Source organism: Pseudomonas sp. FSL R10-0399, from assembly GCF_009600165.1.
GTDB lineage: Bacteria > Pseudomonadota > Gammaproteobacteria > Pseudomonadales > Pseudomonadaceae > Aquipseudomonas > Aquipseudomonas helleri.
This window is the reverse complement of record NZ_WIWK01000143.1, coordinates 1-13631: the sequence shown is the minus strand read 5'-3', so window position 1 is coordinate 13631 and position 13631 is coordinate 1. Positions and strand designations below refer to the sequence as shown.

The 13631-nt window shown below is 57.3% G+C and carries 14 protein-coding genes; 10 read left to right on the top strand and 4 right to left on the bottom strand.

What is annotated here, in order from left to right:
- The 3 genes from GHO41_RS26215 to GHO41_RS26205 all read left to right on the top strand — a co-directional run.
- A partial coding sequence (locus GHO41_RS26215; protein WP_178126589.1) for an electron transfer flavoprotein subunit alpha/FixB family protein occupies nucleotides 1-617 on the top strand: 617 nt, incomplete at its 5' end.
- Between the two features lie 69 nt (nucleotides 618-686).
- Nucleotides 687-1457: an electron transfer flavoprotein subunit beta gene (locus tag GHO41_RS26210; protein ID WP_153435061.1), complete on the top strand. Its 771-nt coding sequence runs from the start codon at nucleotides 687-689 to the stop codon at nucleotides 1455-1457.
- A 513-nt stretch (nucleotides 1458-1970) separates the two neighbouring features.
- Nucleotides 1971-2549, top strand: a complete 579-nt coding sequence (locus GHO41_RS26205; protein WP_153435060.1) for a GNAT family N-acetyltransferase — start codon at nucleotides 1971-1973, stop codon at nucleotides 2547-2549.
- A gap of 72 nt (nucleotides 2550-2621) precedes the next feature.
- Here GHO41_RS26205 and gbcA read toward each other — a convergent pair whose 3' ends face one another.
- A complete protein-coding gene (gene gbcA, locus GHO41_RS26200; protein ID WP_048372345.1) occupies nucleotides 2622-3914 on the bottom strand; it encodes a glycine-betaine demethylase subunit GbcA in 1293 nt (430 codons plus the stop codon).
- A gap of 282 nt (nucleotides 3915-4196) precedes the next feature.
- Between gbcA and gbcB the strand changes: the two genes are divergently transcribed.
- The 3 genes from gbcB to GHO41_RS26185 all read left to right on the top strand — a co-directional run bounded on the left by gbcB (nucleotide 4197) and on the right by GHO41_RS26185 (nucleotide 6038).
- Entirely contained in the window at nucleotides 4197-5297 is a 1101-nt protein-coding gene (gene gbcB / locus GHO41_RS26195; RefSeq protein ID WP_153330731.1) for a glycine-betaine demethylase subunit GbcB, read from the top strand.
- Between the two features lie 211 nt (nucleotides 5298-5508).
- Entirely contained in the window at nucleotides 5509-5739 is a 231-nt protein-coding gene (locus GHO41_RS26190) for a hypothetical protein (RefSeq protein ID WP_048372341.1), read from the top strand.
- Nucleotides 5736-6038 carry a cell division protein ZapA gene (locus GHO41_RS26185; protein ID WP_048372339.1) on the top strand — a complete coding sequence of 101 codons (303 nt, stop codon included), beginning with the start codon at nucleotides 5736-5738 and terminating at the stop codon, nucleotides 6036-6038. Before GHO41_RS26190 ends, GHO41_RS26185 begins: the two co-directional genes overlap by 4 nt.
- An 83-nt stretch (nucleotides 6039-6121) precedes the next feature.
- Here GHO41_RS26185 and GHO41_RS30840 read toward each other — a convergent pair whose 3' ends face one another.
- From GHO41_RS30840 to GHO41_RS26170, 3 genes are all read right to left on the bottom strand, one after another.
- On the bottom strand, nucleotides 6122-7111 hold the full coding sequence (locus tag GHO41_RS30840; RefSeq protein ID WP_178110134.1) for an alpha-xenorhabdolysin family binary toxin subunit B: 990 nt from the start codon (nucleotides 7109-7111) through the stop codon (nucleotides 6122-6124).
- Between the two features lie 15 nt (nucleotides 7112-7126).
- Nucleotides 7127-8314, bottom strand: coding sequence for an alpha-xenorhabdolysin family binary toxin subunit A (locus tag GHO41_RS26175; protein WP_153435059.1), 1188 nt, complete (start codon nucleotides 8312-8314; stop codon nucleotides 7127-7129).
- A 260-nt stretch (nucleotides 8315-8574) separates the two neighbouring features.
- A complete protein-coding gene (locus GHO41_RS26170; RefSeq protein WP_048372333.1) occupies nucleotides 8575-9618 on the bottom strand; it encodes a low specificity L-threonine aldolase in 1044 nt (347 codons plus the stop codon).
- Nucleotides 9619-9887: 269 nt separating this feature from the next.
- On the opposite strand from GHO41_RS26170, the gene glyA reads away from it, so the two are divergent.
- From glyA to GHO41_RS26150, 4 genes are all read left to right on the top strand, one after another.
- Complete coding sequence (glyA, locus tag GHO41_RS26165; RefSeq protein ID WP_048372332.1) at nucleotides 9888-11141, top strand: serine hydroxymethyltransferase; 1254 nt, start codon at nucleotides 9888-9890, stop codon at nucleotides 11139-11141.
- A 22-nt stretch (nucleotides 11142-11163) separates the two neighbouring features.
- Nucleotides 11164-12414 (top strand): sarcosine oxidase subunit beta family protein, encoded by a 1251-nt coding sequence (locus GHO41_RS26160; RefSeq protein ID WP_048372329.1) that lies wholly within the window; start codon nucleotides 11164-11166, stop codon nucleotides 12412-12414.
- A 14-nt stretch (nucleotides 12415-12428) separates the two neighbouring features.
- Nucleotides 12429-12761 carry a sarcosine oxidase subunit delta gene (locus GHO41_RS26155; protein ID WP_048372327.1) on the top strand — a complete coding sequence of 111 codons (333 nt, stop codon included), beginning with the start codon at nucleotides 12429-12431 and terminating at the stop codon, nucleotides 12759-12761.
- Nucleotides 12758-13631: 2Fe-2S iron-sulfur cluster-binding protein (locus GHO41_RS26150; protein WP_153435058.1), on the top strand; the 874-nt coding region annotated here is incomplete at its 3' end. The genes GHO41_RS26155 and GHO41_RS26150, both read left to right, overlap by 4 nt.

The following is a 13631-nucleotide window of genomic DNA, read 5'->3' as shown; positions in this document are numbered from 1 at the left end:
GTGTGGGCCGCGCCGGGGCCGGGCTCGAAGACGTGTCGCAAGCCGTGCCGCGCTTGATTCTGGCGGCCGCCGAATGCGCTGAGCCGGTGAGTGAAACCCGCCATGAGGCCCTGGTGGTGGAGTTATCCACAGCGGTGGTGCCGTGCTTGCCGCGCATCGAAGATTTGGGCGCGGTGGAAGTGGACCCGGCGGCGATTCCCATGGCCGAGGCGGAATTTATCCTCAGTGGTGGCAACGGTGTGAAGGACTGGCCACTTTTCCACAAGACGGCCTCGGCCCTGGGCGCCACCGAAGGCGCGTCGCGGGTAGCCGTGGACGACGGCTTTATGGGCCGCGAGCGCCAAGTGGGCGCCAGCGGTACGTGGGTCACGGCGCGGGTGTATGTGGCGGTCGGCATCAGCGGCGCGATCCAGCACCTGCAAGGTATTGGCGCGTGCGACAAAGTGGTGGCGATCAACCTCGACCCCGGCTGCGACATGATCAAGCGCGCTGACTTGTCAGTGATCGGCGATGGCACCGCGGTGCTGCAAGCGCTGATCGCGGCGGTTGAACAGTGGCGTGGTACTGCTTCTGTGGGAGCGGGCTTGCTCGCGATTCAGGCGCCACGGTCTGCCTGACCAACCGTTGCATATTCATCGCGAGCAAGCCCGCTCCCACAGGATTGAGTTCAGATTGGAGAGTTATGTATGAGCATCGACACTGTCGCACTGGTTTCAATCGGCGCTCACCCCGCTTCCGGGCGGGCCCGGCGTGCCGAGCACGATGCCCGCGCTGTTGAGCTGGGCCTGCAACTGGCTGGGGATAACCTGCATGTGCTGCACGCCGGTAACCCTCACGAGCCCGCGCTGCGCGCTTATCTGGGCATGGGCCTGGACGAACTGCATGTTCTTGAACAACCCGAGCACGCCGACGCGGTGCCGGTGCTGCGCGATTACTTGCGTGAGTCCGGGGTTCAGCTGGTGCTGGCCGGCAGCCAGGCCGAAACCGGCGAAGGGTCGGGCATGCTCCCGTACCTGCTGGCCGAGCAATTGGGCTGGCCGCTGCTGGTGGGCGTGGCGCACATCGAATCTATCCACAACGGTGTGGCGACGGTGCTGCAAGCGCTGCCCCGTGGCCAGCGGCGTCGGCTCAAGGTGCGCCTGCCGTTTCTGGCTACTGTGGATAACGCCGCGCCTAAACCCCGGCAGAGCGCCTATGGCCCGGCCACACGGGGGCAAATCGGCGCTCAGGAGGTCGAGGTGGTGGAGGACGAGTTATCCACACGCGGGCTTTTCCAGACCGCCAAACCGCGCCCCAAGCGTTTGAAGGTGATCAAGGCCAAAAGCGGCGCTGACCGCATGAAGGCCGCCACAGCCAAGGCGGCCGGTGGTTCGGGGCAAGTGCTCAAAGGCGTGAGTGCCGAAGAGGGCGCACAGGCGATTTTAAAGTTACTCATCGAAGAAGGCGTGGTGCGCTGAGTTGCCCACAAAGTCTGTTAGCGCTTATGTGGATAAGTTGTTTGCTATCGGCTAAGCGCCATACAGATCAAGGCTTTCAAGCATCTGATCAAAAAACACCCAATTACCGTTGTTATCCACCGCGCAGCCGTTAAACCCTTGAGCAATGGCGCCTTTAAGGGGTTTTCCACAGTCGGGCAGGGCGGTGCATAAGTTGCACACATTCTCTGTTGGCGGTTATGTGGATAACGTGTTCGCGGTTAGCTACAGCCCATATAAACCGTGGCTTACACGATTTTGATCAAAAAATAGCCAATCGCCTTTTTAAGGATAACTTACCCACTTCCCCACAATTGCTGTGGGTGTGGCTGTGGATAAGATGTTGGTGAAGGGCTGCGCGCCTTTGAACGCGTGGCCTGGGGCGTGTTGATCAAAAAATGAGCTGTGCATAGTAACAACTGGTTATAAACCTCCCCGGCGCACGCGCCGTGGGCTGCGTTAAAAAGAGCGCCTCAAGCCTGTGGAGTAACGCGTATGCCTATTTTGTTTCGTCCAGCGTTGCAAACGGATGCGCGCGACATCGCGCGCCTGTTTCAAATTTCATCTGAAGGGGGCGCCGATTACATCTGGAGCCTCATCGCACAACCGGGCGAGGCGCTGCTGGACGTGGGCGAGCGTCGCTATGCCCGTGAAGGGGTGAATTTCTCGTATGAGAACTGCCTGATTGCCGAGGCCGAAGGCCGCGTGATTGGCATGATGCACAGCTACGTGATGCGTGAAGACCCGACCCCTGAGCCTGTGACCGACCCGGTGCTGGCGCCGTACGCCGACATGGAGGTCCCCGACACGCTGTATATCTCCAGCCTGGCCTTGCATGAAGGGTGGCGCGGCCTGGGCTTGGGCCAGGAGTTTCTTAAATACGCGCACCAGCGTTGTGATGAGTTAGGGCTCAAGGGCTTGAGCCTGATCGACTACGCCGCCAACACCGGCGCCCGCCGGTTCTATGAGCGTCATGGGTTCACGATTGTTAAAACCTGCACCGTCGTCCCGCACCCGATGATCGGGGTGACAGGCGAGGCGTATTTGATGTTTCTGGAGCGTAAGCCCCTGTAGGAGCGAGCTTGTCTCGCGAGCTTTTAAACCATCAAAAGATCGCGAGGCAAGCTCGCTCCTACAGGGTTGATATCACTGGGTGACGACGCCTTTGAGGTAGGCCGCTGGCGCTGCGCCCAGGTTGTTCAGCAGGCGATCGCTGTACCAGTCGATAAAGTTGACCACTCCAAACTCGTAGGTCTTGGAGTACGGTCCCGGCTGGTAAGCCGTAGAGTTGATGCCGCGCTGGTTTTCTTCGGCCAGGCGACGGTCCTGGTTGTTGGTTTCGTCCCAGACTTTACGCATGCGCTCCACGTCGTAGTCCACGCCTTCTACCGCATCTTTGTGCACCAGCCATTTGGTGGTGACGATGGTTTCTTGCGGGCCGATCGGCCACACGGTGAACACCAGAATGTGGTCGCCCATGCAGTGGTTCCAGGAGTGCGGCAGGTGCAGGATGCGCATCGAGCCCAAGTCCGGGTTTTTGATCCGGCCCATGAGTTTTGCACAGCCTTGTTTGCCGTCCAGAGTCATCGATACGGTGCCTTTAAGCAGCGGCATGCGCACGATGCGGTTACGCAGGCCGAAGCTGGCGTGGGCATAGGGGATTTTCTCGGCGTCCCAGGCAGCGGCAGAGGCGGCCACGTGATCCTTGAACGCCTGGTCGGCGCGCGGGTCGGTCACGTCGTCCCATTCCAGCAGGGTTTTCAACAGTTCCGGGTGCGAGCCGCCGCAGTGGTAGCACTCGCGGTTGTTTTCAATCACCAGCTTCCAGTTGGCTTTTTCGACCAGGGTGGTCTGGATCGCCACCTTGGTGTTTTCCATGTCGTAGGGTTCCATGTAGTGGTTCAGCGTGGCCAGGAACTCGTCAATCGCCGGTGGGTTCTCGGCCATGCTGATAAAGATGTAGCCGCCTGCGGTTTTCACGTTGACCGGCTTGAGGCCGTACTGCTTCATGTCGAAATCGGCGCCCATCTCGGTGCCGGCAAACAGCAGGCGCCCGTCCAGCTCGTAGGTCCATTGGTGGTAGTGGCACACCAGCTTGGCGACTTTGCCTTTCTCGCTGGTACACAGCCGAGAGCCGCGGTGGCGACACACGTTATGGAAGGCATGCACCTGGCCTTCAGCGCCACGGATCACGATGATCGGGTTCTTGCCCACTTGCAGGGTCAAGAAGTTGCCCTTGGCCGGGATCTCGCAGGTCATGCCCGCAATCAGCCATTCCTTTTGAAAGATTTCTTGCATGTCGATTTCGAACAGACGCTCGTCGTTATAAAACGGCTGCGGCAGCGAAAACGTCCGCTCGCGATTTTGCAACATCTCGGCGGTGGCCTTGCGTGCAGGTTCTAGTGGATCGCCTAGGCTCAGGGTTGCGGTGACGTCCATCGTTGTAGTCCTCATGGCCATTCGACGTGGCCTAAAAGTGGCTGATCAGGGGTGCGACACAAGGCAAAGCAATAACTGTTGTCAGTGGCGCTGAGTGTGCGTTCGAAGTGCCTGATCGCCATATCTGCGGGCGACATGGCCCAATCTGTTCCCGACGCTGCAAGGGCTGTTTTCAGCGGCTGGTCGCGATAAGTATGTGAATGTCGCGAATAGGTAAATGGCCGCCCAAGGGCATGCGCAAAATCGCCAGCAAGAGGCCGACAGTCGGCCGTGGAGAAGCGTATGTCCAACAGCTTTCTGAATCCGGTTACCACTCAAACCTGGGCCAATGGCCGGCACATCGTGCGCTGCGTCAAAGTGATTCAGGAAACCTGGGATGTGCGCACGTTCTGCTTTATGGCGGATCAGCCGATTTTGTTCTTTTTCAAGCCGGGGCAGTTCGTGACCCTGGAACTGGAGATCGACGGCGACCCGGTGATGCGCTCGTACACCATCTCTAGCTCACCGTCGGTGCCGTACAGTTTTTCGGTGACGATAAAGCGCGTGCCGGGCGGGCGTGTGTCTAACTGGCTGCACGACACCCTGCAAGAAGGTCAGGAGCTGGCGGTGCATGGCCCGGTCGGGCTGTTTAACGCCATCGACGCGCCCAGCCCGAAGGTCCTGTACCTGAGCGGCGGCGTGGGCATCACCCCGGTGATGTCGATGGCGCGCTGGTTTTACGACACCAATGCCAATGTCGACATGGTATTTATCCACAGCGCCCGTTCGCCCAAAGACATCATTTACCACCGCGAGCTGGAACACATGGCGTCGCGCATCGATAACTTCAGCCTGCACCTGATCTGCGAGAAGCATGGCCTGGGCGAACCGTGGGCGGGGTATCGCGGTTACTTGAACCACAAAATGCTCGACCTGATGGCGCCCGACTTTATGGAGCGCGAAGTGTTTTGCTGCGGGCCTACGCCGTATATGAACGCGGTGAAACGCCTGCTGGAAAACAACGGTTTTGACATGAGCCGTTACCACGAAGAGTCGTTTGGTGCGACGCCACCCGAGGTGCGGGCAGACGCCATCGAACAAGCCGAGCAAGCGGCCGATGCGCCGGAGCTGGACGTGGCCGACCTCAACCAGGTGGAATTCACCGCGTCGGGCAAAAGCATCCGCGTGGGCCCGGCCGAAACCGTGCACGCAGCGGCAGCCAAGCTTGGCCTGATGATCCCCAAAGCCTGCGGCATGGGCATTTGCGGCACCTGCAAAGTGCTCAAGTTGGGCGGCGAAGTTGAGATGGAACACAACGGCGGCATCACCGACGATGACGTGGCAGAAGGCTACATCTTGTCGTGTTGCAGCGTGCCGAAAGGCGATGTGCGTATCGAATTCTGAAAGGGACTGTAGGAGCGAGCTTGTCTCGCGATCTTTTGATCGTTAAAAAAAGCTCGCGAGGCAAGCTCGCTCCTACAGTGTATTCAGGCGTCTCGGGAACAAAGGTTGCAAACCGCAGTCTTTAGGGCGCGTAAAGGCAGGTCTTCGCTAGCTTAGCGGCTGACTTTTCTTTATCGTACGCGCCCTCTGAAAACTGCTTGAGAACACCACCATGATCGAGTCATCCCTTAGCAAACTGGAACAACTGGTCAGCGACCTGGTTCAGCAAAAGCAAGAACTGCTGGACGCCAACACTCAGCTGAACGCTGAACTGGCCCAGGCCAAAGATGAAAACGAAAGCCTGCAACTGTCGCTGATGGAAGCCGAAGAGAAGCAAGGCGCTACCGCTGCACGCATTCAAGCCCTGGTTGAGCGCGCGAGCGTGAGCCCTGTCAACGCATGAGCGCGGACAGAGACGGTGTAAATGTCGTCTCGATTTTGGGGAACGACTACACGATCAAGGCACCGGAAGGCGAGAAACAAACGCTGCTGGCCGCCACGGTCATGTTGAAAGCTGCCCTGGCCGAAACGAAAAGAAAGTACCCGAGCTTGATCGGGGACAAATTGCTGGTTTTGGCCGCGTTGAATCTGTGCTCACAACAGATTGAATTGCAACTGAGCCACAAACAGGAACTCGACCGTTATCAAGAGCAAGTCAGCGCCACGGTCGATGTGATTGAGCGAACCCTCGGGCAAGTCTGAGTCGGCGCGCATCACAGAGGCGGGCAAGGCAGGTAGCACCAGCACACGCTGCCTTGTCCGCTATTAACCTGAGCAGGCCTTGCTTATTTGGGTAGCCTGATCGACGTGAGCGGTTTCAAGAACGCTTCGAGTTGCTGCATTTCATCTTTAATAGCGTCGACGTTGTCGGATGATAACGGGCCGTCAAAGTTAACCTTGCCCATATAGTGCTCTATCCGACGGGTAACGTTTGTCGCTTGCGTGTGGTAATCGTTTTTTAAAACGTTTAAGGTTTCGGCCTCATTCAGCGCCTGGGTGACGGCGGCGTGTTTTTTTTGTAACTCGATCAGTACGGATTCATGGTCTCGGCATTTCTGGATCTCAAGCCTTAATACGTTTCGGGCTTCGATCATTTTTAGATAGTTCAAATGCTCGGAAATATAGCTCAAGTACTTTTTCAGCAGAATGAGTGCTTGTTTGAGGATTTCGACTTTTGACGCTGAAAAACTGACAGCGTTAATGGTTTCTTCGCTGGGGATCCAGTCCGCCAGGTAATCGGCAATATTTTTTTCGTCAATTAAATGAATGGCAGTGCTCAGGGTTTGCAAGTCAACGTTCAGCTGTTGTTGGCGTAACTTGTTATTTTCAAGCTTGGTGTTAATGTCCTCGGTCATCGAGTGCGGTACGCGCAAGTCCAGCTCAGACAGTTTGATATCATCGAGGTCATTTTGTGTGTTCTCCATGGCCAGGAGCAATTGGGCGATGACACGGTGCGATTCTTTTTGGCTGGTCAGGTAATCGTGTTCCAGTGCTGCGATCGATTGTTTTTTTTGTTCGTCGCCCAGTGACGGGCTGTTTTCTATCTCTAGGATCATTGGCCGTAAACGGATGTAATTTTTGTCGGTTAACCGTACGGCTATTTTCACTGTGTGAGTGAGCAGTGTCTCGTGGGCTGCGTTAATCGCTTTATCCAGGCGCTGGACCTTTGAGCCCAGAGCGCTGTTAAATGAAAGTTCCAGACGGCCTGCCAAGGCATTGATGTTTTTTTTATTGTTCTTGATAAGCGCAATATTGATTAAGGGGAAGTCAGTCACAGTAAACATCCTTGCTTAAGGGTTTGATTGATTGGCGGTGTATAAAACATCCAGCAATGCGCTAACGGTCAGGTTGACTTCTTTCCAGGGCGCGATGGTGCGATCGATATTGGCTTGAAAAGAGATTAATGCCTGACCGGTTTTAATTAGCTTGAAGTCAGTCGCTGAGGTTTCGATATGGGCAATGATGGTTGCCCATACTTTTTTTAGCTTTTCGGTGGCTTCTGCCGCGCCACCCATGGCGGTCTCCAACGTACGCAGAGACAGGCTGTGTTCCGTAACCAGCTTTGGAATACCTTCGGTGGCGAGGAGCTCGCTTTCGAGTTGGGTGATCTCCCGGTTCAGTTTCCCCACGTGGTGTATGACGTCTATCAGCTCAGGGCTTAACAAAGCGGGGCCATTAAGAAAGTTTATTAAGAGGCTAAGTGGGTTGGCAGCGGACAGTCCGATCTTGCTAATGTCGAACGCCAAGAGTTTGGTCTTTTCGTTATTTTTTTGTTTGTGTGTTTCCCGTGCTTCGTTCAAGCGCAACATTAACCGATTGGCATGATCGGCGCTGGACACTTTACTCAATGTATTGATGCTGCGTTCGACAAGAGGAATCAAGTGTTGCGCAAGTTTATTATTAAACGAGGTGATCTCTTTGTGCAGGTTGTCGGTCTCACTGGATGCCTTTGCGATGCTTATTTTAAGGTCGTCAAATGTACTGCCGAGAGTCTTATGGACTTTTTCGTCTACGGGGTCAAAGGGAATGGGCGGCAAATGTTCGATTGAGGTGCTCTCAAACTTTTCAATCTTTTCAACAATAGGCATTTGGGAAATGGTGTCAGACAGGCGGGTCATGAAGGTGGTCAGGTTATATGAAAACACTTTCAGGCGCTCCCCCGAGGTAAATAACCCTGTCTCTATATCGGGCCAGAGCAGCGCGTGCCGGTGAATGCTCTCATGAATGGTTAACAGCTCAAGGGTGCTAAATTCGGCCGTTTCAAGTTTGCCAAGTTTTTCATGTATGTCTGGCAGGGTTTTAGGCAGTTTTTTAGCGGTGTGAACATACTCTTTAATGAGCTTCATGTCTTCGGCTGTTAAGAATAATCGCGCCTCCGGACTGTTGAGGGCTTCGAAGAAGGGTGGGGGTTCATTAATGGCTGTTTTATTAATACGCTCGCGGTTTATATATTCACTATCGGGTGTCATTTGTTTCATGGTGTTAACCTTTTATCAGTCAGTTAGGTGATGACCCTCAAGCAGGGGTTTGCATGGCCTTAGTCAAACGCTATTTGAGTGTATTAGCCATAAGTGGAAGTCGTTTGTAGAGGTAAGAATACTGACTTGTTTTACTATTGTTCAGGCGTTGAAGATGTAGGTTTTATGGGTGCAAGTTAGATTAATTGAAATAATTGACAGAAAAAAAAGGGAGCATAAGTAGCTCCCTTAGTGGTTTAAAACAGGACGTCGCGTGATGTTTAGTGAGCCATCATTACTTCTCGAATATCCGCCGCCAATTCCCGCACCCGTGCTTCTTCGGTGTCCCACGAGCACATGAAGCGGGCGCCGCCTTTGCCAATGAAGGTGTAGAAGCGCCAGCCCTTGGCGGTCAATGCGGCCACCGCTGGCTCCGACAGTTGCAAAAACACGCCGTTGGCCTGCACCGGGAACATCAGTTCAACGCCTGGAATATCGCTGACCAGTTGGCTGAGCAATTGCGCGCAATGGTTAGCGTGGCGGGAGTGTTTGAGCCAGGCCTGGTTTTCCAGCAAGCCCACCCACGGTGCTGACAAAAAGCGCATTTTCGACGCCAGTTGCCCGGCCTGTTTGCAGCGGTAGTCAAAGTCCACCGCCAGGTCGTGGTTGAAGAACAAAATCGCTTCGCCCACCGCCATGCCGTTTTTCGTACCGCCAAAGCACAGCACGTCTACCCCGGCTTTCCAGCTCAGGTCGGCCGGCGAGCAGCCCAAAAATGCACAGGCGTTGGAGAAGCGCGCGCCGTCCATGTGCAGCAGCAGGCCCAGCTCTTTACAGGTGGCGCTGATGGCGCGGATTTCTTCAGGGGTGTACACCGTGCCCACTTCAGTGGCCTGGGTGATGGTCACCACGCGCGGTTTTGGGTAGTGAATGTCTTTGCGCTTGAGGGCGATCTCGCGGATCGACTCCGGGGTGATCTTGCCGTTTTCTGTGCGGGCCAGCAGCAGTTTGGAGCCGTTGGAAAAAAACTCCGGGGCGCCGCATTCGTCGGTCTCGACGTGGGCGGTTTCGGAGCAGATCACGCTGTGGAAGCTCTGGCACAACGACGACAACGCCAGCGAGTTGGCCGCCGTGCCGTTGAAGGCGAAGAACACTTCGCAGTCGGTTTCAAACAAGGTGCGGAAGTCGTTGGCCGCACGCAGGGTCCACTCGTCATCGCCGTAAGAACGTTGATGGCCGTGGTTGGCTTTTTCCATGGCAGACCAGACTTCGGGGCAGATACCGGAGTAGTTGTCGCTGGCGAATTGTTGGCTCTTATCAGTCATTTCCCGGTTCCGTGTCGAAGGGTGTGCTGCACTTTATCCAAGAACGCGGCGGGTGCACAGACACACACATCCTGTAGGAGCGAGCCTTTAAACGATCAAAAGATCGCGAGGCAAGCTCGCTCCTGCAGACTCTGCTTTTGCGTGATGTCGTAAACGCGCCATTGCGTGGCGCGCGCAGGCATTTGATCGGCCTGTACCGGCTCTACCATCTGGCTCAAAGGGCATAAGCCTCACCGAGACGAATGGCGCGCTGGCGCTGGGAGAACGCAATGTTCAGCAAACAGGATCAGATTCAGGGTTACGACGATGCCTTGATGGCGGCGATCAACGCTGAGGAGCAGCGTCAGGAAGATCACATCGAGCTGATTGCCTCCGAGAACTACACCAGCCAGCGGGTCATGCAAGCGCAGGGCAGCGGCCTGACCAACAAGTACGCCGAAGGCTACCCCGGCAAGCGCTATTACGGCGGTTGCGAACATGTGGATAAAGTCGAGCAGTTGGCCATCGACCGCGCCAAGCAACTGTTCGGCGCCGATTACGCCAACGTGCAGCCGCACTCGGGCAGCCAGGCTAACGCTGCGGTGTACCTGGCGTTGCTCAATGCCGGTGACACCGTGCTGGGCATGAGCCTGGCCCATGGCGGGCATTTGACCCACGGCGCCAGCGTGAGCTTTTCGGGCAAGTTGTACAACGCCGTGCAGTACGGCATCGACACGGCCACCGGGCTGATTGACTACGACGAAGTGGAACGTTTAGCGGTCGAACATCAGCCAAAGATGATCATTGCAGGGTTCTCGGCCTACTCCAAAACGCTAGATTTCGCACGCTTTCGCGAAATCGCTGACAAGGTCGGTGCGTACTTTTTTGTCGACATGGCCCACGTGGCCGGGCTGGTTGCAGCGGGCCTGTACCCGAACCCGCTGCCGTACGCCGACGTGGTGACCACCACCACCCACAAAACCCTGCGCGGGCCACGTGGCGGGCTGATTTTGGCCAAGAGCAACGAAGCGCTGGAAAAGAAATTCAACTCGGCGGTGTTCCCCGGCGGTCAAGGCGGCCCGTTGATGCATGTGATTGCCGCCAAGGCCGTGTGCTTTAAAGAAGCACTGGAGCCGGGCTTCAAAACCTATCAGCAACAGGTGATCGACAACGCCCAGGCCATGGCCGAGGTGTTTATCAAACGCGGCTACGACGTGGTCTCGGGCGGCACCGACAACCACCTGTTTTTGGTCAGCCTGATCCGTCAGGGCCTGACCGGCAAAGACGCCGACGCCGCCTTGGGCCGTGCGCACATCACCGTCAACAAAAACGCCGTGCCGAACGACCCGCAATCGCCGTTCGTGACCTCGGGCCTGCGCATCGGCACCCCGGCGGTGACGTCCCGTGGTTTCAAGGTGGCGCAGTGCACGGAGTTGGCGGGCTGGATTTGCGACATCCTCGATCACCTCGGTGACCCCGATATCGAGGCCGATGTGGCGCGTCAGGTGACGTCGCTGTGCAAAGACTTCCCGGTTTATCGCTGAGCGCGTTTTTGGAGTAAGCCCTATGCAACGGTACTCAGGTTTCGGCCTTCTTAAGCACTCGTTCAGCCACCACGAAAACTGGCAAAAAATGTGGCGCACGCCGACCCCCAAAAAGGTCTATGACGTGGTCATCGTCGGCGGCGGCGGGCATGGTCTGGCCACCGCGTATTACCTGGCCAAAGAGCACGGCATCACCAACGTGGCCGTGGTCGAAAAAGGCTGGTTGGGCGGCGGCAACACGGCGCGCAACACCACCATCGTGCGTTCCAACTATTTGTGGGACGAGTCGGCGCACCTGTACGAACACGCCATGAAGTTGTGGGAAGGCTTGTCCCAGGACCTCAACTACAACGTCATGTTCTCGCAGCGCGGCGTTTACAACCTGTGCCACACCCTGCAAGACATGCGCGACTCGGAACGCCGGGTCAGCGCCAACCGCCTCAATGGCGTGGACGGCGAACTGCTTAACGGCAAGCAAGTGGCGGACGAGATTCCGTACCTCGATTGCTCAAAAAACACCCGCTACCCGATCATCGGCGCCACCGTGCAACGGCGCGGCGGCGTGGCCCGGCATGACGCTGTGGCCTGGGGCTTTGCCCGGGCCGCCGACGCCCTGGGCGTGGACTTGATCCAGCAGACCGAAGTGCTCGGCTTTCGCAAAGAGAACGGCGTGTGCATCGGTGTTGAAACCAGCAAGGGCTTTATCGGCGCCAAGCGCGTGGGCGTGGTCACGGCCGGTAACTCCGGGCACATGGCGCGCCAGGCCGGGTTCCGTTTGCCGATCGAATCGCACCCGCTGCAAGCGCTGGTGTCGGAGCCGATCAAGCCGATTATCGACAGCGTGATCATGTCCAACGCCGTACACGGCTACATCAGCCAGTCCGACAAGGGCGACCTGGTGATCGGTGCCGGTATCGACGGATGGGTCGGCTACGGCCAGCGCGGCTCGTACCCGGTGATCGAACACACTATTCAAGCGATTGTGGAGATGTTCCCGGTGCTGTCGCGCGTGCGCATGAACCGCCAATGGGGCGGCATCGTCGACACCACACCGGACGCCTGCCCGATCATCTCGAAAACCCCGGTCCCGAATCTGTTCTTCAACTGCGGCTGGGGCACGGGCGGTTTTAAAGCCACGCCGGGCTCGGGCAACGTGTTTGCCGCCAGTTTGGCCAAAGGCGAAATGCACCCGCTGGCGGCGCCGTTTTCCATTGACCGTTTTTACAACGGCGCCCTAATCGATGAGCACGGCGCAGCCGCTGTCGCCCACTAACAGGAGAAACACCCATGTTGCATATCTTCTGTCCTCATTGTGGCGAGTTGCGCTCCGAAGAAGAGTTTCACGCCAGCGGCCAGGCGCATATTCCGCGCCCGCTCGACCCTAACGCCTGCACCGACAAAGAGTGGGGCGACTACATGTTCTTTCGCGATAACCCACGCGGCCTGCACCACGAACTGTGGAACCACGTCGCCGGTTGCCGCCAGTTCTTTAACGCCACGCGCAACACCGTGACCTACGAAATTTTGGAAACCTACCTGATTGGTAGCAAACCGCAGTTCACCGAACAGGCCGCGCCGGTTGCGCCTGCAGCCACCCGCGAGCTGGGAGAAAAGGTATGAGCCAGACCCATCGCTTGCCTAACGGCGGCCGTGTTGATCGCAGCAAAGTGCTGACCTTTACCTTCAACGGCCAACAGTACAAAGGCTATGAAGGCGACAGCCTGGCGGCCGCGTTGCTGGCCAATGGTGTCGACATCATCGGTCGCAGTTTCAAGTACTCCCGGCCTCGGGGCATTTATGCCGCTGGTGCCGAAGAGCCCAACGCAGTGCTGCAAATCGGCGCCACCGAAGCCACGCAAATCCCCAACGTGCGCGCCACGCAACAGGCGCTGTATCAAGGGTTGGTGGCCACCAGCACCAACGGCTGGCCCAACGTCAACACCGACATGATGGGCATTTTGGGCAAGGTCGGCGGCAAGCTGATGCCGCCGGGTTTTTACTACAAAACCTTTATGTACCCGCAGTCGTTCTGGATGACTTACGAGAAGTACATCCGCAAGGCGGCAGGCTTGGGCCGTTCGCCTACGCAGAATGACCCCGATACCTACGACAACATGAACCACCATTGCGACGTGCTGATTGTCGGCGCCGGGCCTGCCGGATTAGCTGCTGCCCTGGCGGCTGCGCGTAGCGGTGCACGGGTGATTGTCGCCGATGAGCAGGAAGAGTTTGGCGGCAGCCTGCTGGACAGCCGCGAAAGCCTGGACGGCAAACCGGCCATGGAGTGGGTGGCGAAGGTGATCGCTGAACTCAAGAGCCTGCCGGACGTGCTGTTGCTGCCGCGGGCGACGGTCAACGGTTATCACGACCACAACTTTCTGACCATTCACGAGCGCCTCACTGACCACCTGGGCGACCGTGCGCCGATTGGCCAAGTGCGCCAACGTTTGCACCGGGTCCGGGCCAAGCGCGTGGTGCTGGCCACCGGCG